Consider the following 24,531-nt stretch of genomic DNA (forward strand, 5'->3'; position numbering starts at 1 on the left):
CAACCCGATTACAGTGTCGCTGCAACTTCGTCGGAGATCTCACCGTTGTGGTAAACCTCCTGCACATCGTCACAGTCTTCCAGCATGTCGATCAGACGCAACAGCTTAGGCGCGGTTTCCTCATCCATATCGGCCTTGGTCGATGGGATCATGGAAACTTCTGCCGAGTCGGCGGTAAAACCGGCAGCGGTCAGCGCGTCTTTCACTTCGCCGAGGTTTTCCCAGGCGGTAAATACGTCGATCACACCGTCGTCGTAGCTGACGATATCTTCAGCACCAGCTTCCAGCGCTGCTTCCATCACCACGTCTTCATCCAGGCCCGGTGCGTAAGTGATTACGCCTTTCTTGGTGAACAGGTAAGCCACAGAACCATCGGTGCCGAGGTTACCGCCGCACTTGGTGAAAGCATGACGCACTTCGGCCACGGTACGGTTGCGGTTGTCACTCAGGCATTCGATCATCACGGCAGTGCCGCCTGGACCGTAGCCTTCATAGATGATGGTTTCCATGTTGGAATCATCATCGCCGCCCACGCCGCGCGCAATGGCACGGTTCAGGGTGTCACGCGTCATGTTGTTGGACAGCGCTTTGTCGATCGCCGCACGCAGACGCGGGTTAGCCCCCGGGTCACCACCGCCCAGTTTCGCGGCAGTCACCAGCTCGCGAATAATTTTGGTGAAAATTTTACCGCGCTTGGAATCCTGCGCTGCTTTACGGTGCTTTGTGTTGGCCCACTTACTATGACCTGCCATAAAAAATCTCCGAAAAAAATTACTGGACTGAATTAATCACAAACTCTTCAATCGCCTGCTGATTGCTCCAGGACTTGGTCAACTTCACGGCTTGTGCCGCCTCAAGCCACTGGTAGGCGTGATGCTCGGTAATCACCGGATCGCGCTCTTCAGGCAAAGCCAGACAGAACCAGTGCTCTTTATTGCGCGTGGTTCCCGGCGCATAGCGATGTCGCAAATGGACAAAGAGTTCAAACTCCACACAGCGCTGGCAATCGAACAACGGCAGATTCTCTGCTTCGATATCGATGCCGACTTCTTCCTTGACCTCACGCCGTGCGGCATGCGGCGGCGACTCATCCTCCTCCAGGCTGCCGGTCACCGACTGCCAGAATTCGGTATCATCGCGCCGCTGTAACATCAGCACCCGGCCACTGGAGATGGCATAAATCACTACCAGAATTGACTCGGGTCGCTTGTAGTTCATCACTCGCTCTCTTGTTCAGAGGCTTTCTTCACCACACAAATCCCCAGTTCCTGCAACGACGCCGGGTTGGCGAAGCTCGGCGCTTCGGTCATCAGACAGGCCGCAGCGGTGGTTTTCGGGAAGGCGATGACGTCACGAATGTTGTCGGTACCGGTCAGCAGCATCACCAGACGGTCCAGGCCGAAAGCCAGACCGGCGTGTGGTGGTGTACCGTACTTCAAGGCATCCAACAGGAAACCAAACTTCTCGCGCTGTTCGTGTTCGTTAATCCCAAGGATGCTGAACACCGTTTGCTGCATTTCGCTGCGGTGAATACGCACCGAACCGCCACCCACTTCGTAGCCGTTGATGACCATGTCATAAGCGTTGGCAATGGCGGTGGTTGGCGCAGTTTTCAGCTCTTCCGGGCTCATGTCGCGCGGTGCGGTGAACGGATGGTGCATCGCCGCCAGACCGCCTTCGCCGTCTTCTTCGAACATCGGGAAGTCGATCACCCACAGCGGTGCCCAACTGTCGAGTTTGGTCAGTTGCAAGTCACGACCCAGCTTCAGACGCAGCGCACCCATCGCATCGGTCACAATCTTGAAGCTGTCGGCACCGAAGAACAGAATGTCGCCGGACTGCGCGTTGGTACGCGCCAGGATCGCTTCCAGCACTTCCGCGCTGAGGAATTTGGCTATCGGACTCTGTACGCCTTCCATGCCGGCGGCGCGGTCATTGACCTTCAGCCATGCCAGGCCTTTGGCGCCATAGATATTAACGAAAGCACCGTACTCGTCGATCAGCTTACGCGTCAGCTGTGCGCCGCCCGGAACGCAGATCGCGGCAACGCGGCCTTTGGCATCGTTAGCCGGGCCGGAGAACACTTTAAACTCTACGTCTTTCACCAGATCGGCAACGTCCACCAGTTCCAGCGGGTTACGCAGGTCGGGTTTGTCGGAGCCGTAACGACGCATGGCTTCTTCAAAGGTCATGATCGGGAAATCGCCCAGATCCACTTTCTTCACGTCCAGCCACAGTTCACGTGCCAGTTTCTCCATCACTTCACGCACCTGTTCGGCAGTCATGAAGGAGGTTTCCACGTCGATCTGGGTAAATTCAGGCTGACGGTCGGCACGTAAATCTTCGTCGCGGAAGCATTTGACGACCTGGTAGTAACGATCGAAACCGGACATCATCAGCAACTGCTTGAACAGCTGTGGTGACTGCGGCAACGCGTAGAATTTGCCTTTATGTACGCGGCTCGGTACCAGGTAGTCACGAGCGCCTTCTGGCGTGGCTTTGGTCAGCATCGGCGTTTCGATGTCGAGGAAGCCATGGCTATCCATAAAGCGACGCACGAAGCTGGTGATCTTGGCGCGGGTTTTCAGACGGTCGGCCATTTCAGGGCGACGCAGATCCAGGTAGCGATATTTCAGGCGCGCTTCTTCGCTGTTGACCTGGTTGGAGTCCAGCGGCAATGGCTCGGAGCGGTTGATTATCTCCAGAGCATGGGCGAACACTTCCACTTCACCGGTCGCCATATCTTTATTGATCTGGCTGTCCGGACGGGCACGCACGGTGCCGACGATCTGGATGCAGAATTCATTGCGCAGGTCGTATGCCTTATCGAACGCAACCTTTTGGTCCGGATCGAAGAACACCTGCACGATGCCTTCACGGTCGCGCATATCAATAAAGATCAGGCCGCCCAGATCGCGACGACGGTTGACCCAACCACACAAAGTGACTTCCTGGCCCACGTGAGACAGATTCAACTGCCCGCAATATTCAGTACGCATACGCTATCCTTTTGGCTTAAGCCGATGCCGCGCGGGCTTTTGGCACCTGCCACACGGCTGTTTTCTGATGAACTCTATTTATTACCCGGTTTGGCATCTGATGCATACCAACCGGTGCCCTTTAACTGGAAACCGGTGGAAGAAATCAGCTTGGTTAACGCGGGCTGCCCACACGCCGGACAATCTGTCAGCGGCGCATCGGAAAATTTTTGCAGTTTCTCTAATCGAAGGCTGCAAGCACCACATGCATATTCATAAATCGGCATAGGTCGTTGGAGTAAAGTGTGTTGAAAAAAGGCGATCATTATAAAGGAAATTCATGCGCCAGATAAGTGCGAACACAGCTTTGTTGCGGCACTAAATGACCTGTTTTTGTCCGAAATAACACATTGCTTAACAAATTTCTCATTAACCCGTGACGCTTTTTTCACGTAGCCTGAATCCACGCTTGTTTGGCGCGTCACTTCAGTTGCGCGTATTTCATCCACCCCGTAACGAGATCTTCCCATGTTAAAACTTGATGCTCAAACCACAGCTTTGGTATTGATTGATTTGCAAAAGGGTATTCTGCCTTACGCCGGCGGGCCTCACAGCGCCGAGAGCGTGGTGGCCAACGGAGCGCAACTGGCGGCACACTTTCGCTCACTGGGCGCACCGGTGATCCTGGTGCGCGTCGGTTGGTCAGAGACCTTTGCCGAAGCGCTGAAACAACCGGTGGATCAACCTTCCCCAGCCGGTGAGTTGCCTGCCAACTGGTGGGAGTTCCCTGAAACGCTGGCGGTTAACGACGGCGACATTCTGGTGACCAAACGCCAATGGGGCGCATTTTACGGTACTGACCTTGATCTGCAACTGCGTCGTCGCGGCATTAAATCCGTCGTGCTGGGGGGGATTGCCACCAACATCGGCGTAGAGTCTACCGCCCGCGCTGCCTGGGAGCACGGCTACGAGTTGGTGATCGCCGAAGACCTGTGCAGTGCACCTAACACTGAAATGCACCAGTTCGCTTTCGACAACATCTTCCCGCGTCTGGCGCGCATTCGCAGCGCTCGCGAAATTCTTGCCGCCCTCAGCAAGTAACGTTAAGTTGTAAGGGTGCGGCATACTGCGCCCGCGTTTGACTGACAGGGAAAATTAAGGAAGATACCAGCTTGATGTATATCGGACTCCCACAGTGGCAACACCCGGCCTGGAACCGTATCGGGCTGCGCGATCTGGCGGATTACAGCCGCTACTTTAACTGCGTGGAAGGCAATACCACCTTCTACGCGTTACCTAAACTGGAGATCGTTCAGCGCTGGCGCGACATGACCACCGATGATTTTCGCTTCTGTTTCAAATTCCCCGCCACCATTAGCCATAAGGCTGCACTACGCAATTGTGATGCCGATCTACAGGCGTTCTATCACTGTCTGAATCCGGTGCATCAGCGCATCGGCCAGCTTTGGCTACAACTGCCTGCCGCGTTTGGCCCGGCGGAATTACCGGCGATGTGGCAATTCTTTGATGCCTTGCCGAAAGAGTTCACCTACGGGGTGGAAGTCCGTCACCCGTCGTTTTTCGCCAAAGGTGAAGAGGAGCGGCTGTTAAATCAGGGGTTGCATCAGCGCGGTATCAATCGGGTGATCCTCGACAGTCGCCCGGTGCATCACGCCGCCCCCAACAGTGCAGCAGTTCGTGATGCTCAGCAGAAAAAACCCAAACTGCCGGTGCATGCGCTGGTCACCGCCAACAATCCGCTGGTGCGTTTTATCGGTGGCGATGTGTTGCAAGATAACCTGCGCTGGTTTGATGCCTGGCAACAAAAACTACCTGCCTGGCAATCACAGCATCAGCCTTTCCTGTTTATCCATACGCCAGATAACGGCGATTCCCCCCAGCAGGCACAGAAAATTTGGCAGCAACTGCGTCAGGCTATTCCGAATTTACCGCCCCCGCCAGACTGGCCCGAGCAGGATGCACTGTTTTGACCTATTAATCTGACCAATAACATCAGATTTTTCCTCGCGACAGTGAATGCAATGGCGGCTATGATGCTGGCTGCCAGTTTTGGTTAGGGAATGGAGTTAAAAATGGTAAGCGCGCTTTATGTCGTGCTCGGCGCATTGTTGTTAATCAAACTCTCATATGACGTGGTTAGGCTAAGGATGCAATACCGTGTCGCTTACGGAGACGGCGGCTTTTATGAGCTACAGACCGCCATCCGCGTTCACGGTAATGCCGTAGAATACATTCCTATTGCCGCCGTTTTACTGGTGATCATGGAAATGAACGGCGCTGAAGTATGGATGATCCATATTTGTGGCCTGATGTTGATGGCCGGCCGCCTGGTGCATTACTACGGTTTACGTAATCGAGAGGTTCGCTGGCGCCGTTCAGGTATGGCGGCCACCTATATTTCATTGGTGCTGATGGTACTGGCCAATATTTTCTATCTGCCGTGGGATCTTATTTTCAGCCTTCATTAATCCCCTGCTCGTCCTCAGGCGGTTACGCCGCCTGCTTCCGCTGCTCTTTCTTGCCATTTTCTGTTAGCATATGCGCCTTCGAATTCTGAACTGATTTGCCGCCATGCCAAACCGCGATACTCTTTTTTCTGCCCCAATCGCCAAACTGGGCGACTGGACCTTCGACGAACGCGTCGCTGAAGTGTTCCCTGACATGATCCAGCGTTCCGTACCCGGCTATTCCAATATCATTTCGATGATTGGCATGCTGGCCGAACGTTTCGTTCAGTCCGACAGCCAGGTCTATGACCTCGGATGTTCACTGGGCGCAGCAACGCTGTCGATGCGAAGGAATATCAAGGTGGCCGGGTGCAACATCATTGCCGTAGACAATTCCCCGGCGATGGTGGAACGCTGCCGCCGCCATATTGACGCCTTCCGCGCCGACACCCCGGTAGAAGTGATCGAGGCCGATATCCTCGATATCAACATCGAAAACGCCTCCATGGTGGTGCTTAACTTCACCCTGCAATTCCTGGAGCCGGCCGTTCGCTTGCGCCTGCTGGAACAGGTTTACCGCGGGCTGCGTCCGGGTGGCGCGCTAGTGTTGTCGGAGAAATTCAGCTTTGAAGATACCGACGTCGGTGAGTTGCTGTTCAACATGCATCACGATTTCAAACGCGCCAACGGCTACAGCGAACTGGAAATCAGCCAGAAGCGCAGCATGCTGGAAAACGTCATGCTGACCGACTCCGTTGCCGCCCACAAGACCCGTCTGAAACAGGCCGGTTTTGAACACGCCGAAGTCTGGTTCCAGTGCTTTAACTTCGGTTCACTGATCGCCCTGAAATCGGGGGCGGCAGCATGATTGAGTTTGGTGATTTTTATCAACGCATCGCAAAAAGCAACCTCAGCCATTGGCTCGATACCCTGCCCGCGCAGCTTAGCGCCTGGCAGCGTGAGTCGCTGCATGGCAAGTTCAAACAGTGGTTTAATTCGGTTGAACACCTGCCGGCACTGACGCCGACCCGTCTGGATTTGCTGAACGGCGTGCGTGCCGAGATGGCTCCCCCACTGTCACCCGGTCAGTTGGAAGGCATCGAAAAAATGCTGCGCACCATGATGCCGTGGCGCAAAGGGCCGTTCTCGCTGTATGGCATCGATATCGATACCGAATGGCATTCAGACTGGAAATGGGATCGCGTTTTACCGCACATTTCACCGCTGGTCGGTCGTACCATTCTTGATGTCGGCTGCGGCAGCGGTTATCACCTTTGGCGCATGCTAGGCGCCGGTGCGCAGTTGGCGGTCGGCATCGACCCGATGCAGTTATTCCTGTGTCAGTTCGAAGCGGTGCGTAAACTGCTGGGCGGCGATCAGCGCGCTCATCTGTTGCCACTCGGCATTGAGCAACTGCCGGAACTGGCCGCCTTCGACACGGTATTTTCGATGGGTGTGTTGTATCACCGCCGCTCGCCGTTGGATCACCTCTACCAGTTGAAAAACCAATTGGTCAACGAAGGTGAACTGGTGTTGGAAACCCTGGTAATAGAAGGCGACCGCAATAAAGTGTTGGTACCCGGTGACCGCTATGCGCAAATGCGTAACGTCTATTTTATTCCGTCTGCCGAAGCGCTGAAGTGCTGGCTGGAGAAGTGCGGTTTCGTCGATGTGAAAATCGCCGACATGTGCGTGACCAGCACCGAAGAGCAACGCCGCACCGACTGGATGACCAGCGAGTCATTGGCCGAGTTCCTCGATCCCAACGACCCGGGCAAAACCATCGAAGGTTACCCCGCCCCGCTACGCGCCGTGCTGGTGGCCAAAAAACCTTAATGCTTGCCAATCGGGCCTGGGAGACCAGGCCCTGTATTATCACTTGTCGACATCCACAATCCGCAGTTCATACACCATAGTGGCATCCGGTGGGATTTGTGGCGCGTAGCCCGCCTCTCCATAGGCCAACTCTGGCGGAACCACCATCGTCAGTGAACCATGATTTTTCAGGTAACCGATGGCTTCACGGAATAACGGCGGGAAAGCCGACAGCGACTGGGAAAGTACCTTCCCACTGCTCTCCATATCCTGAATGACGAGTCCATCGGTCAGCGTTTCTTTTACCACCACATCTACCCGAGAGGTTTCAGCGATGGCTCCGTCGCCCGGGTAGTCAATCCGGTACCAGAAACCGGAGGACGATTTCTTTGCCCCTTTCTTCTTTTTGAATTCAGCGACAAAAGATTCGCCCTTGGCGCGCTGATCCATTAGCACCTGGTTTCTGGCAACATTCACGGCTTGTTCTGATTCCGTCAGTGAGCTTGCCAATAGCTTTTCACTCAATTGATACTGCCCATTGAAAGTGTCAATCACGCCGGCTAACAGTGCGGTCCTATCGGGATCAATACCCCAGTTTTTACGTTCGGTCAGCAGGGTCTGAATATCTCGTCCCAGTGCCACACCGGCGGCATAACTCTGCCGATCACGGTCTTTGTCCAATGCCTGACGGTCCAGCAAGAGTCTGCCCTGGGAACGCAACCCTTCGATTTCGTCACGCAGGTTTTTTTGCACCCGATTAGCGGTGACCTGCGCTTCATCAGACTGTTTCGCCTGCTGCAGATCCTTATCCTGAAGCTGCGTGATATGCTGCTGAAGCCCACTTATCACCTTGGCGGCCTCAGACTTTTGCTGTTCCAACGCCTGCTGCGTCTTTGCGATTAGCGCCTGCATCTGTTGTTCCTTCGGCGTCAAATTAAACGCCTGTCGTATACCGCTGGCGAACTTAGTTAATTCGGTAATATCCTGTTGTGACATCACCTTATTTGGTGCCTTCGCGCGCAATGCCGTTAACTCCTGCTGCAAAGACTGTATTCTGGCCTGCTGATGCTCCAGTTGAGCTTCTTTTTCACGCAGTGTCGCCCGGGCTGCCGCCAATTGCTGCTGCTGGCGCACGGAAAGCTCTCGCGTCTGGCCCCCCTTGCTCACGGGCTTTGGGGGCGGTGTCTTGGCCGGAGGTAACTTGTCCTCCGGGGTTTGCTGTGGCTCCTGCCGGTGATATTGCTCTGCAAACTGCAGCAAAACGGGTACGCCGTCATCCGCATAGAGCAAGCCCGGCGCCACCATCAGCGGCAGCATTAAGCCAAAAAGAGTCAATCGGGAACAAGAGGTCATTGTATGCGTTCTCCCCGATCGGCGAGGCTGGTCATCATGGTGGCGCTGATATCAGCGCAAGTGCGGCTAATGCGATAGCGATAAAGCGAATCAACAGTTTCCTGAGTATCCATCGTGACACTTGATCGTACTCCGGTATATTGCGCTGCGCCGCTCATCAAAGTGTCAAATTCGAGTTTGAATTTTTTGTACTTCTCTGGATCCATATTTCTCATGGCCTCAAGTTCATGTTGACATTGCTGTATACGTTCGGCCTCGCGTTGTTTTTTATCTTGCTCTATCGTTTCCGTTGCACCAATTTTATTCACGGCGGTCACGGGATGTTTGACCTTTTGACATCCGGTCAATGTCATGGCTAACAGAAGTGTAGCGGTTAGGCAATATGCCGATCTGGTCATTGTTTTTATCTCCATTATTAAGTCCAAAAGGACTTCAGTTTATGTCCATAACGGCCACTTGGCGCGTTGAGACAGGTCGCAGTAGCCATACTGCAACACAGGTATCGCTAACGGCATTTGAAATTAATAAACAAATGAAATTAATAACATAGAATAAAAGCAGTTAAAATAAAAACAAGGTACCGTTAGCATTCAACTAAATACATTCACAAAACAAATAACTGCCATCAAATTAATCTATAAAAATAATGCCATCCGACATTAAAAAACAAAATCTATCAGCTGATAATAACTTATTCAAGGGAATACATAATATCACCCAGAAAAACAAATCCCAGATGAAAAATTATTGTATTCCGCCATGGGTATCACATCGCGAGTGGCCGATATATTTTTGACATAAAAACTTGCTTTACCGATTTTATATTAACGGTAGATACGGAAGGAATACATACGGAGAGTGGCGCCACGGGGACAGCCCGAACCTCTACGGCTGCCCCCTTGGCTATCTATTAGCTATTAGGCACTTTGCACCAGCGGATCGACCAGCGCCAGCGAGTTTTTCATGGCTTCGACCATTTCGCCATCCACGCAATAATGGCTAAATTCATCAAACTCACTGTCTGAACACATGGTCACGCCGGCTTTGCGATAACGCATGGTCGAAGGCACCGCATGACCGGATGAACTGTGCAGCTCCTGAATACCGATATCGACAAATTTATGCAGATTGCTCAGGCGCACGCCGGCGCCGGCCATAATTACCGGCCCCTGACTGGCCTGCAGCAGATCACGCAGCAAGGGTAAACCCAGCTCCGCATTTTGCTGCTGGCCGGAAGTCAGTATCCGCGCCACGCCCAACTGAGTTAGTTGACTGAGCGCCACCATCGGGTTCTGGCACATATCAAACGCGCGATGAAAGGTCACCGCCATATTGCCACTCAAGCGCATCACTTCACGCATGCGCGGCAGGTCGATATGCCCTTCTTCATCCAGCATGCCGACCACCACACCGGCAAAACCCATGTCGCGGATCTGTGCAATGTCATGCTTGATTACGTCGAAATCCACCGCACCGTAGCAAAAATCTCCGCCACGTGGGCGAATAATAGGATGCACCGGCACGCTGACTCTGTCGCGCGCCAGGCGTAATGAGCCGTAGCTGGGTGTCAAACCGCCCTCACTCGGGCTGGCACACAATTCTATGCGATCGGCACCTGCCCGCTCAGCCGTCAGCGCGCAATCGACGCTATAGCAGCAAACTTCCAGTTTAATCATTGTCACCCCCAGATGACGGCTAACCTGCGACGGCAATTGTTAATTTTTCCATTTATCTCGTAGGCTGATACAAAGGTATAAACCTATACAGGGTAGTAACTATGGCATTCAATTTTGATCAATGGGTAGACCGTAGTCACAGTGACAGCGTTAAGTGGGATAAATATCGTGACCGCGACATCATTCCACTCTGGGTCGCCGATACCGATTTCCCGTCACCGCCGGCTATCATCGACGCATTACAGCAGCGCGTATCGCATGCAGTATTCGGCTACAGTCATCCCTCCCATGAACTCATTGAGGTTTTTACCCGCCGCATGCTAGAGCGCTACGGCTGGCGTATCAACCCCGAATGGCTGATTTTCCTGCCTGGAATGGTTTGCGGTCTTAATTTATGCGTGCGCGCTTTTACCGCCGAAGGTGAAGGCACCCTGGCTCCGTCACCGATTTATCCCCCGTTTCGCAAGGCGGCAAAATTCGCAGGTCGCTCACAGCTGTCGGTGCCCTTAACCCTGCACCACCGTCGCTGGCTGTTAGACTTCAATGCCATCGCTGGGCAGCTCAGTGGCGATGAGAAATTACTGTTGCTGTGCAATCCGCAAAACCCAGGTGGCACCGTCTACCGCAAACAGGAGCTAGTGCAGCAACACGCGTTTGCCCAGGCCCATGATCTGATCGTCTGTTCGGATGAAATTCATTGCGACCTGTTGCTTGAACCTGGCTGCGAACACATCCCCTTTGCTACCTTGAATGAAGACGCGGCCCAGCGCAGCATCACGCTGATGTCGCCGTCGAAAACCTTCAACATTGCCGGGCTGGGCGCCTCGATGGCGATTACTCCCAATCCCGAGTTACGGCAAAAGCTGGTCCGTGCGCGCAGTGGCATCGTGCCGGAGGTGGACGTACTGGCGCTGGTTGCCGCCCAGGCCGCCTACCAGCATGGCCAAGACTGGTTGGACGCGCTGTTGAGTTATCTGCGCACCAACCGTGATTTGGTGACCGAGCGTATTAATGCCATGCCCGGACTGTTGCTGCAGCCCATCGAAGCCACTTATCTGGCCTGGATCGACTGCAGCCAACTGACGGTTGATAACCCGCACGCCTTCTTTGAGCAGGCCGGAGTCGGTTTAAGTCCGGGGCTGGATTTTGGCAACCGACGCTTTGTCCGCTTAAATTTCGGTTGTCGGCGCGAGTTGTTGCTCCAGGCGCTGGATCGCATGACGCTGGCAACCCAGGCGCTGATGCCAAATTAGGCGTGTTCGCTGGCGACAATGTCCCGGATCGAATAAGGATGAAATTTGATGGTCACCGTACCGTCGGTGATCGCCAGGGTTGGGTTCGGCAAACGTTCGCCCTCCCCCTGCGGTGAACTCTGCTTCAATTTAATCCCAGGTGCCAGCAACGCTTCATCAGGTAAATGACTCAACGCCCGCGCATACAAGGTGGCCGGTTCGCCGCTCAGCACCAGTTCCACATGTTCCCAGCCCTCGTGCGGATAGCGTTTATCGCCGGGATAAGGAAGCTCCACGCAGTCAATCAGCCAAGGTCCAACCTCGAGTGGCTGCCGGAGATCAAACAAACAAATCGGACGACCATTAATCATCGACTCTGACAACAGTGAGCCACACTGCTGCAACCCCTGCCGCCAGCGATCGGCCGTGGTGATTTGGTGGCAACGGACCGAAATATGATCGGCCGTAAACTGGGACAAATCCAAGTGTAGTTTTTCGGCAAACCGGCTCAGCGCCAGTTCAAAGCGTGGCAGGTCCAGCGCTAAATCATTCAGTTCGGCAATCGCCGGGAAGGTGGTCATAGGATCCTCGCAACTACGGAAAGCGGTTTTCAGGGAGGGTAATTTACACGCCGGAGGCGTAGCTATCCACTCGGCTGACGGGGAAAGTGGCCATTTTCTGGTTCAAATTTCCACGCCAGAATAAATCTGCCATTCATTTGTCATAAAAAGCACAAAAGAATAATTTCCTCGATTTTTATTACACTTTGGCTTAGCCTTTCCTGGTTTTTAATTCATGAAAATAGTTGCAGCATAAGTTTATAGCTTTTTCTTATGACAGGAATGTTGAAGACATTACTAACTTATTAAGTAAGAAAATTCACGCCATCCGTTACTTACAAAAGCTTAAGAAATAGTTAACCCCTAACGAGAAAAATGGAGACAGACTCAAATAAAAACACCAACATACTGTTTTTAAGGTGTTTTATCCATCACTGCACCTGAGAATCTTCCTAAACAGAAGCGACATAATTGCTTGAAAATATCAATTGAGCTACTTTAGTGAAAATTGAGTTAGAGATAATCACTTATGTTCCTTTTAATAGTTTCTTTGCTATTGGTAGTCATTGCTGCCTATGCGATATATCGCCACTTTAAATCGCGTCGCAATAACACGCTGGATGCTGGCCGTCGAAAGAAAAAACACTAACCTCACTGATTCCATTTTATCCCATTCATGTCTTTTCTCGTATGCACCCCACATTGCCATCTGCATTTTTCACTCATAGCAGGCGGGCATTTATGAACCCCGACTTTCACCTAATCCTCCCGCGTCAACTGCTGACGTAACCCATCAGATCGGTTACAATTACAGGCTGTTTTGTGGTGGGCCGCCGTCTTGACGCGCAGCCAGAAAACCACCTTTGAATCCCGCAGGGGCATGGCACACGGCCCCTCGTTCGTCATTAAGGTAACCCGGTGAATATTCAGGTTCTTCTTTCAGATAAAGTCAGCCAGGCGCTGATTGCCGCAGGCGCACCCGCCGATTGCGAAGCCCAGGTCCGTCAGTCCGCAAAAGCGCAGTTTGGCGACTATCAGGCCAATGGCGTGATGTCCGTTGCCAAGAAACTTGGCATGCCACCGCGCCAGTTGGCGGAGAAAGTGGTGCAACTGCTTGATCTCGGCGACGTCGCCAGCAAAGTAGAAATCGCCGGTCCCGGCTTTATCAATATCTTCCTGAACAGTTCATGGGTCGCGCAGCAAGCCGATCGCGTGCTGAGCGCCCCCAAACTGGATATTGCCCCGGTTAAACAACAAACCATCGTTATTGACTACTCTGCCCCTAACGTGGCGAAAGAAATGCACGTCGGCCACCTGCGTTCCACCATCATCGGTGACGCCGCCGCACGTACCCAGGAGTTCCTGGGCCATAAAGTGATCCGCGCCAACCACGTCGGCGACTGGGGCACCCAGTTTGGCATGTTGATCGCCTATCTGGAAAAAATGCAGAACGAAAATGCCAGCAATATGGACTTGTCCGATCTGGAACAGTTTTATCGTGAAGCGAAGAAGCACTACGATGAAGACGCCGATTTTGCCGAACGCGCTCGCGCCTATGTGGTGAAGCTGCAAGGCGGCGATCAATACTGCCTGAAGATGTGGCGCAAGCTGGTCGACATTACCATGGCGCAAAATCAGCTGACCTATAACCGTCTGAACGTCACCCTGACCGAAGACGACGTGATGGGTGAAAGCCTGTACAACGCGATGCTGCCAGGCATCGTTGCCGATCTCAAGGCCAAGGGCCTGGCGGTGGAAAGCGAAGGCGCTACCGTGGTCTTCCTCGACGAATACAAGAACAAAGACGGCGAACCAATGGGCGTCATCATCCAGAAAAAGGATGGCGGCTACCTGTACACCACCACCGATATCGCCTGTGCCAAATACCGTTATGAAACGCTGGGTGCCGATCGCGTGCTGTATTACATCGACTCACGTCAGCACCAACATCTGATGCAGGCCTGGACCATCGTGCGCAAAGCCGGCTACATCCCGGACAGCCTGTCACTGGAACACCACATGTTCGGCATGATGCTGGGTAAAGACGGCAAGCCGTTCAAAACCCGCTCAGGCGGTACTGTGAAACTGTCCGATCTGCTGGATGAAGCTGTGGATCGCGCCGGTAAACTGATTGCCGAGAAAAACCCGGACATGCCGGCGGAAGAAATGCAAAGCCTGGCCAATGCCGTGGGCATCGGTGCGGTTAAATACGCCGACCTGTCAAAAAGCCGCACTACCGACTACATCTTCGACTGGGACAACATGCTGGCGTTTGAGGGCAATACCGCACCTTATATGCAGTATGCCTATACCCGCGTGGCCTCCGTATTCAAGCGCGCAGGGATTGACGAAAGCAATCTGACTCTGCCGTTGGTAATGACCGAAGAGCGTGAAATCACTCTGGCGACCCGTCTGCTGCAGTTTGAAGAAGTGATCACCACTGTGGCGCGCGAAGGCACTCCGCACGTAATGTGTAGCTACCTGTACGACCTCGCGGGCCTGTTCTCCGGCTTCTACGAACACTGCCAGATCCTGAATGCGGACAGCGAAGAAGCACGTCAGAGCCGCCTGAAGCTGGCGCTGTTGACCGCCAAGACGTTGAAAACCGGTCTGGATACGCTGGGTATCGAAACCGTAGAACGTATGTAAGCCATCAAGGCTGAATACGAAAAAGGGTCGCCGAGAGGCGACCCTTTTTACTGTATTGGTGACAGAGATATCCGTTTATGCCACCCGACGGGCAAAGTCGCGAGGGCGGAAGCCCAAACCGCCCAACACACCAAAATAAGCTACCACGCCGGTGACCACCACCAACGCCAGACGCAGCAAACGCTCCAGCATATTGCCCTGATCCCAGGCCGGCATCAGCCACATCATACCCACCAGGACTACCGACATCACAATCACCGCAATCACCAGCTTGGTCAGGAACATCGCCCAACCCGGTTGTGGGTGGAAAATCTTCTGCTTACGCAACTGCCAGTATAGCAGCGAGGCGTTAATACAGGCCCCGAGACCAATCGACAGCGAAAGCCCGGCATGTTTCAACGGCCCGATAAACATCAGGTTCATCACCTGAGTCAAAATCAACGTGATAATGGCAATTTTAACCGGCGTTTTAATGTCCTGGCGCGAATAGAACCCAGGTGCCAACACCTTGACCACGATAAGCCCCATCAGTCCGACTGAATAGGCCACCAGCGCGCGCTGAGTCATGGCAGCGTCAAAGGCGCTGAATTTGCCATACTGGAACAGCGAAACGGTCAGCGGCTTGGCCAAAATACCCAGGGCAATCGCACTCGGCAGCGCCAACAGGAAGCACAGGCGCAGGCCCCAATCCATCAGCCGTGAATACTCGTCGTGGTTACCACTGGAGAAACTTTTCGCCAGTGACGGCAACAGAATAGTCCCCAGTGCCACGCCCAGTACGCCGGAAGGAAACTCCATCAAACGGTCGGCATAGTACATCCAGGAAACCGAACCTGAAACCAGGAACGAGGCGAAAATGGTATTGATAATCAGTGAGATCTGGCTCACCGAAACACCAAAAATCGCCGGTCCCATCTGACGCATCACGCGCCATACGCCGGCATCGCCAAGCTTGATGCGCGGCAGCACCAACATGCCGATCTTCTTCAGGTGCGGAAGCTGGTAACCCAGTTGCAGTACCCCACCAACCACCACCGCCCAGGCCAGCGCCATCACCGGTGGATTGAAGTAAGGGGCGGCAAACAGCGCAAAACCGATCATGCTGACGTTCAATAACGTCGGCGCAAATGCCGGGATCGAAAAACGATTCCAGGTATTGAGGATCGAGCCGACCAGCGAGGCCAGCGATATCAACAAAATATAGGGAAAGGTGACGCGCAACAGTGACGACGTCAGGGCAAACTTGTCCGGCGAATCGGCAAAACCCGGAGCCGTAATGTAGATAACCCAGGGCGCGGCCAACATGCCCAACACCGTCACCAGCGCCAGTATCAGCGTCAACAGCCCGGAGACATAGGAGATAAAGGTCCGCGTCGCCTCTTCACCCTGCTGGTTTTTATATTCGGCCAGGATCGGCACAAACGCCTGCGAAAATGCCCCCTCGGCAAAAATACGCCGCAGCAGATTGGGCAGCTTGAACGCCACGAAGAAGGCATCTGTTGCCATACCGGCGCCAAATACCCGCGCCACGATAGCGTCACGGGCAAAGCCCAACACCCGCGAAAACATCGTCATAGAGCTGACGGCGGCCAATGATTTTAGTAGGTTCATGTGGTTTTTCTGATGTGCCCTGTAAATGTCGACGCCTGCATCAGCAGGCGTCAGTAAAACTATCGGCTAAGTTTACCCGTCCACGGCAGAATAGCTACTGCCATATGTTACATGGGGTTACCTTATAAACCGGCATCACGCAGCAGTTTTTCAATCACCCTTTGGGCGGAAATTGCCTGCTCGCCGGCGGTTTCCGGCACCGTCTGATTGCTGACAGCGGCAATGAAATGGCGGATCGCGCCTTCAAAGCCGCGCTGTGCCAACGTGGTTTGCCAGCCTGGCGCCGGTTGCTCCAGTACGCCTTGTGAGTCTTCCCGCAACCACTGGCGCATATCGTTCAACTGATAGAGCGCACCATCGGTTACCGCCTGCACGCTTTCACGCTGACTGCCGGCCCGGCGATGCATACTGGTGGTGACCAGTGTTTCACCGCACGCAAAATGATGCTCGGCATAGCTCAACTCACCGGCATCCGTAGCACGCAGGCTACCGCTAAGCAATGTCCCCGCATTGCCACCCAACCACAGCGCGGTATCCACCACGTGCAGATAATCGTCCAACAGGGTAAAACGCAGGCCGTTTGGCCCAACGCTGTCGGCGCGATGTTTGTCCATGCGAATCGACGCCGGTTGCTGCATCTGTTGCTTTAACTGACGATACAGTGGCGCAAAACGACGGTTAAACCCCACCATCAGCGTTTTACTCTGTTTTTCCGCCAGCGCGATCAACTGTTCGCCCTGCTCTACCGTCTCCGCCAGCGGCTTGTCGACATAAACGTGGACGCCAAGACGTAGCAACTCCTCGATCACCTGAAAATGACTGGCGGTGCTGCTGTGCACGAATACCGCATCACACTGCTGTGCCAGGCTGTCCAGCCGCGAAAAACAGGTCATGCGATAGCTGTCGCAAACCGGCTGCGCCTTTTGCTGATTAGGCGAAAATCCGCCGACCAGCGTCCAGTCCGCCGCCTGGCTGAGGATCGGCAAATAGGCTTTTTGCGCAATACCACCCAGCCCAACCACACCAATACGTAATTTACTCATCCGTCCCCCGAGCCAATAGCGCCTGCAGTTGTTGCTTGAGCTGCGCCACTTCGTTTTCCAGTGCGCTCACGCGTTCGTTCAATTCGGCGTCATTGGCCGGGAGTGCTTCTGTCGGTGCCTCGTCAATTTGGCCACTAAACAAATGCATAAATCGGCTTTCACGCTTACCCGGCTCCCGCGCCAATCGCACCACAAAGGGCCCATCTTCACGAGCACTCAGGCTCGCCAACACCTGCTCCACTTCGGTGACGTCATTAAATTCATGCATGCGATTGGTACGGGTACGCAGTTCACCGGGCGTTTGCGCGCCACGCAGCAGCAAGGTGGCAATCACTGCCAACTCGGCAGCAGACAGCTTTAGCTGACCAAACTCCGAATTGCAGAAGCGGTGCTCATACTTGACCACCCGATTGCCGAAGCCGCTCAAGGTGCGCAGAAAATGTTTCTTCAGCAGCAAATCGAGGATCTGCTGAACTTCGCTTTCCGTCAGTTCCATCACCGGCTCGCGGTTGGTTTTCTGGTTGCAGGCAAGCTGAATGCCATTGAGGGAAAGAGGATACTGATCCGGCGTGGTGACCTGCTTTTCCAACAGGCAGCCAATCACCCTGGCTTCTTTAGCGTTTAATTCATATTTCATTATTTGGCCTTAGCGTGGCGGTAGCCATTCTTTATTGGTTAATGCCGTCAGTACGTGATCCTGCCACTGCCCGTCGATCAGCAGATAGTCCTTGGCATAACCTTCACGTTCAAATCCCAGGCGGGTCAACAATGCGCCGCTGCGCTGATTGTGCGGCATATAGTTGGCCATAATGCGGTGCATTCGCTGCTGACGCACCATATAACGGATAGCGGACTGCAGCGCTTCATACATCAGCCCTTGCCCCTGCCATTTTTCGGCCAGCGAATAGCCAAGGAAACAGGCATGGAACGAGCCACGCAGTACGTTGCTGAAGTTAGCCACGCCCTGTACTTCATGTTCTTCCGGATCGAGCAGGATAAAGTAGTAGGCGCTGCCCTGCTTTTGCATTTCGGTGATCATCCCCAGCCGCGCCTGCCAGCCGGAAGGATAACAATGGCTTTCATCCCGTACCGGCTCCCAGGGTTTGAGGAAGGCTCGGTTTTCGGCATAGTATTCGGCCAGCCGGTAGGCATCGCGTTCATGGACTAAACGGACAACCAGTCGGTCGGTGGTGAGGCGTACTTTTGGTGATGCAGAGCGATAGCCAAACATCATTTCCCCCGCGGTCAGAACGGTTCGATAAGAAGTATTTATTGGGCACACGTCCGGATATTCATCCTGCGACGAACCTATCCTGAGCCATTATTTCTCAAACACCAGCGCAGAACCGCACTTACCCTCATTTAATATAACCGCAGCCTGCCCCGCAGGTAAAACTCCGGCCGCTCAGTAAATAACCGATTAGTCATTTTACGGCTATTTTCGTGCTGTTTTGCTGTTCAGCCAACATATTGACGATAAAAAAATATTATCTACCTCGCCCCTATCGGCAACCCGGGATTGGGTACAAACTAGAGCAGTCGCACTCCTCCCCCCTTTAATTGCTCGTGGTGAAGCATGTCTCTGGTATCGCAAGCTCGGAGCTTGGGTAAATACTTTTTATTACTCGATAACCTGTTAGTGGTTTTAGGCTTTTTTGTGGTTTTCCCGCTTATTTCGATTCGCTTTGTCGATCAGCTTGGCTGGGCGGCCGTGGTGGTCGGTGCCGCACTGGGTTTGCGACAATTGATCCAGCAAGGATTGGGCATCTTCGGCGGGGCAATAGCCGATCGATTCGGCGCTAAACCGATGATTGTCACCGGTATGCTGATGCGTGCCGCCGGTTTTGCCACCATGGCAATGGCCGATCAACCCTGGCTACTGTGGTTCTCCTGTGCCCTTTCTGCCCTCGGCGGCACGCTGTTTGACCCACCTCGCACCGCCCTGGTGATTAAGCTCACCCGTCCACACGAGCGCGGCCGTTTCTATTCTCTGTTGATGATGCAGGACAGTGCCGGCGCGGTGATTGGCGCTCTGATCGGCAGTTGGTTGCTGCAATATGATTTCCACTTTGTCTGTTGGGTCGGTGCGGGTATTTTCGTGCTGGCAGCGGGCTGGAACGCCTGGTTGCTGCCGGCCTACCGTATTTCTACCGTTCGCACCCCAATGAAAGAAGGTATGATGCGCGTCTTACGCGATCGGCGTTTCCTGACCTACGTATTGACCCTTACCGGCTACTACATGCTGTCGGTACAGGTGATGCTGATGCTGCCGATCGTGGTTAATGAAATCGCCGGTTCACCTGCGGCGGTAAAATGGATGTATGCCATTGAGGCCGTGCTGTCGCTGTCATTGCTCTACCCGTTGGCACGCTGGAGCGAAAAACGTTTCCGGCTGGAACAGCGGTTAATAGCGGGCCTGCTGCTGATGACCCTCAGCCTGATGCCGGTCGGGCTGGCGACCAGCCTGCAGGGCGTCTTCACCCTGATTTGCTGTTTCTATCTCGGCTCGATCATCGCCGAACCGGCGCGTGAAACCCTCAGCGCCTCGCTGGCCGATCCACGCGCACGCGGCAGTTATATGGGATTCAGCCGCCTGGGGCTGGCATTAGGCGGCGCATTGGGTTATACCGGCGGCGGTTGGATGTACGACACCGGCCATGCGATGAACATGCCGGAACTGCCGTGGTTCCTGCTCGGTATCGTGGGCTTTATTACCCTGTTCGCACTTTATTGGCAGTTCAATCCACGCAGTAGCGCGCCGGCAATTGCTCCCGGAGGCTAAGGTTTTTCTCTAAGTTGCCAGAAAATCAGCCGAATTTCCTATAGCTGCTATCCTGTTAGTAAAAACATAAACAGGAGAAGTTGGCGATGACTGATGAATCAAAATTACCGCAGCTGCTGGAACACATGGTACTGAACCTGCGGATGATCTACGCACGCTCAACGTTGGTAGAAAAAGCGCTGGCCCATATCATCGCTGGGAATGCCGACCTGAAGAGTGACATCATCAAACAGTTGCAGATCGTTAACGCCACCAACGAGCGGGATAAAATCGATCTGGAAGAAGCGCGTATGCACCTGATAGAAGTGATCAATTCCGTGCCAACCAAAAAATAACCCCCTGCTTTGACCCGCGCAGATGCGCGGGTAATACAATAATAACGCACCTTCCAGCAAGAACTCTTCGCGACAGCCTCAGTATGCTGTGATAACTATTGCTATTAAAACCTGACAACCGGAGCAAGCATGAAACTGTTTATCTACGATCATTGCCCATTCTGCGTTAAAGCCCGCATGATTTTTGGCCTGAAAAACCTGCCCGTCCGCCTGGTCACTCTGCTCAATGATGATGAGGCAACGCCGGTCAGCATGATTGGCAAGAAAATGGCGCCCATTTTGCAAAAAGACGACGGCAACTATCTGCCGGAAAGCATGGATATCGTGCATTACATCGATAATCTCGACGGCAAGCCGCTGCTGACCGGTAAAACCAACCCGGCAATCGCCGACTGGCTGCAACACGTCGGTAGCTACAGCCTCAACTTACTGCTGCCGCGCTTCGCCAACGCCGACTTCGAAGAGTTCGCCACCGACAGCGCCCGTCAGTATTTTACCGACAAGAAACAAGCCTCGATCGGTGACTTTTCCGCGCATCTGGCCGACAGCGCCGATCTGATTACCCAACTGGAGACCGATCTTCAAACGCTTTCCGGGCTGATTGTTTCCCCTGAAGCCGTCAATGGCAGCCTGTCGGAGGACGATATTCACCTATTCCCCCTGCTGCGTTCGCTGTCGATTGTTGCCGGACTGACACTGCCGGATAACGTTGAAGCCTATCGTAACCGTATGGCACAGCGCAGTGATATTCCGCTGCTGTTCGATATGGAACAGTGATCTTCTCGCAATAAGGATATAGCGCGCAAATGTTGAAAATGGTGCTGGTCACCGCCCGCGATCGGGCACGGCTGAAAGAAATCTCCGCAGTGCTAATCCGCTACGGGTTGCAGGACGTGATCCGCCTGCTCGGCCTGGGTACCTTGCTAAGTGACGGTGAAGGCGGCAGTGAGTCGCAAGATAGCCAAACCTTGCCGCAACGCCTGCGCGCCGCGCTGGAAGCGCTGGGGCCGACCTTTGTCAAATTCGGCCAGATCCTGGCTACCCGCTCCGACCTGCTGGATCCCAGTTGGACCGACGAACTGGATCGCCTGCACAGCCAGGCGTCTACCCTGTCCTGGAGCGAATTGGCGCCGCAGATAACCGCAGATTTAGGCGCCTCGCCACACAGCCTGTTTGCCGAGTTTGACGAAACCCCTCTGGCCGCCGCCTCGATGGCACAAATTTACCGCGCTCGCCTGCACAGCGGTGAAGCGGTGGTAATCAAAGTATTACGCCCCGGTCTGGCGAAAACCATTCACGCCGATTTGCGCCTGCTGGCCTATCTGGCGGAAACCGTGGAGCAGCAAAGTCCGGCGCTGGCTCGCTATCGCCCACGGCAGATGGTACGAGCGCTGGCGACTGCGCTTAATCATGAACTGGACCTGACGCACGAAGGCAATAACTGTGAACGGGTAGCCCAGCAATTTGCCCAACAGCCCGACGTAGTGATACCGAAAATCTACTGGCAATGGTCGTCAAAACGTCTGCTGGTGCAGGAGTTTCTGCCCGGTATCGCGCCGGAAAACCCACAGCAATTGGCCACCGACGGCTTTGATGGCCCGCTTCTCGCCCAGCGCGGCGCCCAGGCCTTTATGAAAATGGTGCTGGAACACCGTCTTTATCACGCCGACCCACACCCAGGTAACGTGATGGCGTTGGCAGATAATCGCGTCGGCTTTATCGATTTCGGCATGGTGGGCCAGCTTTCCGAGCGGCGGCGTAATCAGTTGCTGCTGTTGCTGCAGTCCATCGCTGAACGAGAATCCGGCGGCATCGTCAATACCCTGATCGCCTGGTCGGACAGCGATCCTTTGGATCTGCTGGATCTGGAACTGGCGGCACAAAACTTTCTCGACAAGCAGGCCTCCGCAACCTTGACACTGGGCAAGGCGTTGACCGATCTTCTGGTGATGGCACGTGAACATCAGCTAGCGCTGCCACCGGATCTGGTCTTGCTATTCAAGGCGTTAATCACCGCAGATGGCGTATTGCACCGACTGGATCCCAACTTCGATATCATCGCCACCCTGAAACCGATGCTGCAACGGGTCATGTTACAGCGTTACACCCCTGAAGCGGTGCGTCGGCGTATGTTGGCGCTGGGCGGTGAAGCACTGGACGCTAGTGAAGAACTTCCGCAAACTCTCCGCCTGCTCATGCGTCGCCTTAAACGCGGGCAAATCAGTGCCGATATCAACCTCAAGAACCTCGATCAGTTAAGCAAAGCGCTGGAGCGGGCTGCCGTCACGCTGGCCATTGCTATTGTCACCGCCGCCTTCACGCTCGGCCTGGCCCCCTACCTGATGCAATCTTCGTTGCGGTTGTGGGGCATTCCGCTGTTTCCGGCGCTGGGTGCGCTGGCTTGTCTGGGTGGCGTATTACTGCTGGTACTGCGGTTACGGCGCTAAACAGTTTCAGCGTTATCCGATAGGTCATGGCGGGTTTCACGCGCACTATCTGTGTTATCCACCGGTGAGCAGGATTTCTTTAGCCGTCGGTTACCCTTTATAATGAAAAATCAATTAGCTACACAGTTAGTATTTATGAGGCAAAAATGAAGAAGATTCTGATGGGTGTGGCAGCCCTGGCGTTTGTTGGCGCAATGGTCGGTTGTAACCAACTGACCCAGTACACACTCAGCGAGCAGGAAGTGAACGACTACCTGCAAAAACATAACGATTACCAGAAGCAGATCGGCGTGCCGGGATTGCTGGACGCCAATATCGTGCTGACGCAGTTGCAGAGCCAAATTGGCCGCAGTGAACCGGGCAAAGTCACCCTTTCCGGCGATGCGAAAGTGAATATCACCTCGATCCTCGGCCCACAGACCGCGGACCTGAAGCTGACGCTGAAGGCACAGCCGGTCTATGACCGCGAGCAAGGCGCGGTATTCCTGAAGGACATGGAATTGACCGACTATAGCGTGCAACCGGAGAAGATGCAGACGGTGATGAAAGCGCTGACGCCTTACCTGAATCAGTCGCTGAAATCCTACTTCGACCAAAAACCGGCCTACGTGCTGAACCCGGATAACAGTAAAACCGAAGCGATGGCGAAGAAACTGGCTAAAGGTCTGGAAGTGAAACCGGGTGAGTTGGTGATCCCGTTTACCGACTAAGAGCCGCAGTTTAAAACAAAAAGCCCGCTGATAAGGCGGGCTGAGTCTTTTTCAATTGGGCAAACTATTCGCAGCGCCGCCTGAAAATCATGTGATTACTGTGGTTCGCTGTAGGTAATCTTACCGGCGTTACAGTCCAGGATCACGTTATAGATTTTATCCTGTTTGGTTCCGCGGACCGTCAAAGGAACTTGCCAAACGGCGTCCTTACCGGTAATGGCTTCCGGGCTAATCCAGGCTATCGGGGTGGCCGTGCCAAGCAGCTTTTTATCTGATTCCCAACGCGTGATACGGTTTTGCAGAAAATCGCGTTTCACCTGAGCGGCAACATCAGCCGGTTGCAACCCCTGGCATTGCGCCACTTTGGCGCTGCGTTGCTCCTGCGCCTGTACCGTGGTGGTTAAACCCGCCATAGCCAACAGCGCTACGGCCAAACTCAGTCCCGTTGTTTTCATATTCCCTCCAGTTGTGATTAACGCTATCCGCAGGCATTGGCCCTTGGCTCACAACTGGCCTGGCAACAGATCAGCGTTTGGCGAAGGTGATGACAAACAGCTCATCCAGCCCCGGATAGATTTCCTTGATCACCTGCTTCAGTTCGCTGAGCGACATGTTCTCCTGCCGGGCATGCAGCTCGGTTAACGCCTCCAGGCGCACCGGTGTGACTGACAGCACTTCAATCTGGCAGAAAAATACGTCGTCTTCATTGCGGCTAACGCGTAAAACCTCACCGGGTTGAAAGTGGGATTCACTGGTATCCCGAATGGTAATGGTTTTGCGCCCGGCCAAAATATCTTGCTCAAAGCGGCTGAAGAAAGTTATTTCACGGCTCATTCTAGATCCTTTTTCATCACATTGCCGCAACATAAGTC

26 protein-coding genes are annotated in these 24,531 nt (G+C 54.0%); 12 read left to right on the forward strand and 14 right to left on the reverse strand.

The window, feature by feature from the left end:
• Positions 1-8 precede the first annotated feature (8 nt).
• The 4 genes from F8R23_RS05340 to F8R23_RS05355 all read right to left on the reverse strand — a co-directional run bounded on the left by F8R23_RS05340 (position 9) and on the right by F8R23_RS05355 (position 3,304).
• Positions 9-752, reverse strand: coding sequence for a YebC/PmpR family DNA-binding transcriptional regulator (locus F8R23_RS05340; protein ID WP_012145503.1), 744 nt, complete (start codon positions 750-752; stop codon positions 9-11).
• A 19-nt stretch (positions 753-771) separates the two neighbouring features.
• A complete protein-coding gene (gene nudB, locus F8R23_RS05345; RefSeq protein WP_112348394.1) occupies positions 772-1,218 on the reverse strand; it encodes a dihydroneopterin triphosphate diphosphatase in 447 nt (148 codons plus the stop codon).
• Positions 1,218-2,999: an aspartate--tRNA ligase gene (aspS, locus tag F8R23_RS05350; protein ID WP_099064271.1), complete on the reverse strand. Its 1,782-nt coding sequence runs from the start codon at positions 2,997-2,999 to the stop codon at positions 1,218-1,220. Before aspS ends, nudB begins: the two co-directional genes overlap by 1 nt.
• 74 nt (positions 3,000-3,073) lie before the next feature.
• The gene (locus F8R23_RS05355; protein ID WP_332871787.1) at positions 3,074-3,304 is read right to left on the reverse strand and encodes an FmdB family zinc ribbon protein; all 231 of its coding nucleotides are present in this window, start codon (positions 3,302-3,304) and stop codon (positions 3,074-3,076) included.
• 202 nt (positions 3,305-3,506) lie between these two features.
• On the opposite strand from F8R23_RS05355, the gene F8R23_RS05360 reads away from it, so the two are divergent.
• From F8R23_RS05360 to cmoB, 5 genes are all read left to right on the forward strand, one after another.
• Positions 3,507-4,079 (forward strand): hydrolase, encoded by a 573-nt coding sequence (locus F8R23_RS05360; RefSeq protein ID WP_129938230.1) that lies wholly within the window; start codon positions 3,507-3,509, stop codon positions 4,077-4,079.
• Positions 4,080-4,153: 74 nt separating this feature from the next.
• Positions 4,154-4,969, forward strand: coding sequence for a DUF72 domain-containing protein (locus F8R23_RS05365; RefSeq protein WP_129934383.1), 816 nt, complete (start codon positions 4,154-4,156; stop codon positions 4,967-4,969).
• A 102-nt stretch (positions 4,970-5,071) separates the two neighbouring features.
• Complete coding sequence (locus F8R23_RS05370; RefSeq protein ID WP_085117161.1) at positions 5,072-5,467, forward strand: MAPEG family protein; 396 nt, start codon at positions 5,072-5,074, stop codon at positions 5,465-5,467.
• 103 nt (positions 5,468-5,570) lie between these two features.
• Positions 5,571-6,314, forward strand: coding sequence for a carboxy-S-adenosyl-L-methionine synthase CmoA (cmoA, locus tag F8R23_RS05375; protein ID WP_151415360.1), 744 nt, complete (start codon positions 5,571-5,573; stop codon positions 6,312-6,314).
• Positions 6,311-7,282 carry a tRNA 5-methoxyuridine(34)/uridine 5-oxyacetic acid(34) synthase CmoB gene (gene cmoB, locus F8R23_RS05380; RefSeq protein ID WP_151415361.1) on the forward strand — a complete coding sequence of 324 codons (972 nt, stop codon included), beginning with the start codon at positions 6,311-6,313 and terminating at the stop codon, positions 7,280-7,282. Before cmoA ends, cmoB begins: the two co-directional genes overlap by 4 nt.
• 39 nt (positions 7,283-7,321) lie before the next feature.
• Here the strand turns inward: cmoB and F8R23_RS05385 are convergent, their stop codons facing one another.
• The 3 genes from F8R23_RS05385 to cutC all read right to left on the reverse strand — a co-directional run bounded on the left by F8R23_RS05385 (position 7,322) and on the right by cutC (position 10,290).
• Positions 7,322-8,614: an FKBP-type peptidyl-prolyl cis-trans isomerase N-terminal domain-containing protein gene (locus tag F8R23_RS05385; protein WP_129934380.1), complete on the reverse strand. Its 1,293-nt coding sequence runs from the start codon at positions 8,612-8,614 to the stop codon at positions 7,322-7,324.
• A complete protein-coding gene (locus F8R23_RS05390; RefSeq protein WP_129934379.1) occupies positions 8,611-9,012 on the reverse strand; it encodes a hypothetical protein in 402 nt (133 codons plus the stop codon). The genes F8R23_RS05385 and F8R23_RS05390 overlap by 4 nt, the downstream gene beginning before the upstream one ends.
• 519 nt (positions 9,013-9,531) lie before the next feature.
• Entirely contained in the window at positions 9,532-10,290 is a 759-nt protein-coding gene (cutC, locus tag F8R23_RS05395) for a copper homeostasis protein CutC (protein WP_017893093.1), read from the reverse strand.
• A 101-nt stretch (positions 10,291-10,391) separates the two neighbouring features.
• Between cutC and F8R23_RS05400 the strand changes: the two genes are divergently transcribed.
• Positions 10,392-11,543 carry a MalY/PatB family protein gene (locus F8R23_RS05400; protein WP_129938231.1) on the forward strand — a complete coding sequence of 384 codons (1,152 nt, stop codon included), beginning with the start codon at positions 10,392-10,394 and terminating at the stop codon, positions 11,541-11,543.
• Here F8R23_RS05400 and F8R23_RS05405 read toward each other — a convergent pair.
• Positions 11,540-12,103 (reverse strand): VOC family protein, encoded by a 564-nt coding sequence (locus F8R23_RS05405; RefSeq protein WP_129934377.1) that lies wholly within the window; start codon positions 12,101-12,103, stop codon positions 11,540-11,542. The two genes, F8R23_RS05400 and F8R23_RS05405, sit on opposite strands and share 4 nt — an antisense overlap.
• An 897-nt stretch (positions 12,104-13,000) precedes the next feature.
• Between F8R23_RS05405 and argS the strand changes: the two genes are divergently transcribed.
• Entirely contained in the window at positions 13,001-14,731 is a 1,731-nt protein-coding gene (argS, locus tag F8R23_RS05410; RefSeq protein WP_112348386.1) for an arginine--tRNA ligase, read from the forward strand.
• 75 nt (positions 14,732-14,806) lie between these two features.
• On the opposite strand, the gene murJ is transcribed toward argS, so the two are convergent.
• The 4 genes from murJ to rimJ all read right to left on the reverse strand — a co-directional run bounded on the left by murJ (position 14,807) and on the right by rimJ (position 18,616).
• Positions 14,807-16,342 carry a murein biosynthesis integral membrane protein MurJ gene (murJ, locus tag F8R23_RS05415; protein WP_129938232.1) on the reverse strand — a complete coding sequence of 512 codons (1,536 nt, stop codon included), beginning with the start codon at positions 16,340-16,342 and terminating at the stop codon, positions 14,807-14,809.
• A 122-nt stretch (positions 16,343-16,464) separates the two neighbouring features.
• Positions 16,465-17,385, reverse strand: coding sequence for a Gfo/Idh/MocA family protein (locus F8R23_RS05420; protein ID WP_151415363.1), 921 nt, complete (start codon positions 17,383-17,385; stop codon positions 16,465-16,467).
• Positions 17,378-18,022, reverse strand: coding sequence for a YceH family protein (locus tag F8R23_RS05425; RefSeq protein WP_129934374.1), 645 nt, complete (start codon positions 18,020-18,022; stop codon positions 17,378-17,380). Before F8R23_RS05425 ends, F8R23_RS05420 begins: the two co-directional genes overlap by 8 nt.
• A gap of 9 nt (positions 18,023-18,031) precedes the next feature.
• On the reverse strand, positions 18,032-18,616 hold the full coding sequence (gene rimJ, locus F8R23_RS05430; protein ID WP_085117187.1) for a ribosomal protein S5-alanine N-acetyltransferase: 585 nt from the start codon (positions 18,614-18,616) through the stop codon (positions 18,032-18,034).
• Between the two features lie 345 nt (positions 18,617-18,961).
• On the opposite strand from rimJ, the gene mdtH reads away from it, so the two are divergent.
• From mdtH to F8R23_RS05455, 5 genes are all read left to right on the forward strand, one after another.
• Positions 18,962-20,167 (forward strand): multidrug efflux MFS transporter MdtH, encoded by a 1,206-nt coding sequence (mdtH, locus tag F8R23_RS05435; RefSeq protein WP_129934373.1) that lies wholly within the window; start codon positions 18,962-18,964, stop codon positions 20,165-20,167.
• 86 nt (positions 20,168-20,253) lie between these two features.
• Positions 20,254-20,502: a hypothetical protein gene (locus F8R23_RS05440; protein ID WP_129934372.1), complete on the forward strand. Its 249-nt coding sequence runs from the start codon at positions 20,254-20,256 to the stop codon at positions 20,500-20,502.
• Positions 20,503-20,631: 129 nt separating this feature from the next.
• The gene (grxB, locus tag F8R23_RS05445) at positions 20,632-21,279 is read left to right on the forward strand and encodes a glutaredoxin 2 (RefSeq protein WP_129938234.1); all 648 of its coding nucleotides are present in this window, start codon (positions 20,632-20,634) and stop codon (positions 21,277-21,279) included.
• Between the two features lie 29 nt (positions 21,280-21,308).
• Complete coding sequence (locus tag F8R23_RS05450; RefSeq protein ID WP_129934370.1) at positions 21,309-22,949, forward strand: ABC1 kinase family protein; 1,641 nt, start codon at positions 21,309-21,311, stop codon at positions 22,947-22,949.
• A 146-nt stretch (positions 22,950-23,095) separates the two neighbouring features.
• Entirely contained in the window at positions 23,096-23,659 is a 564-nt protein-coding gene (locus F8R23_RS05455) for a lipoprotein (RefSeq protein WP_099064287.1), read from the forward strand.
• A 95-nt stretch (positions 23,660-23,754) separates the two neighbouring features.
• On the opposite strand, the gene yebF is transcribed toward F8R23_RS05455, so the two are convergent.
• The gene (gene yebF / locus F8R23_RS05460; protein WP_129934369.1) at positions 23,755-24,114 is read right to left on the reverse strand and encodes a protein YebF; all 360 of its coding nucleotides are present in this window, start codon (positions 24,112-24,114) and stop codon (positions 23,755-23,757) included.
• Between the two features lie 70 nt (positions 24,115-24,184).
• Entirely contained in the window at positions 24,185-24,493 is a 309-nt protein-coding gene (gene yqfB, locus F8R23_RS05465; protein WP_129934368.1) for a N(4)-acetylcytidine aminohydrolase, read from the reverse strand.
• Positions 24,494-24,531: the final 38 nt, after the last annotated feature.

This window comes from Serratia proteamaculans (assembly GCF_008830365.1).
Lineage (GTDB): Bacteria > Pseudomonadota > Gammaproteobacteria > Enterobacterales > Enterobacteriaceae > Serratia > Serratia proteamaculans.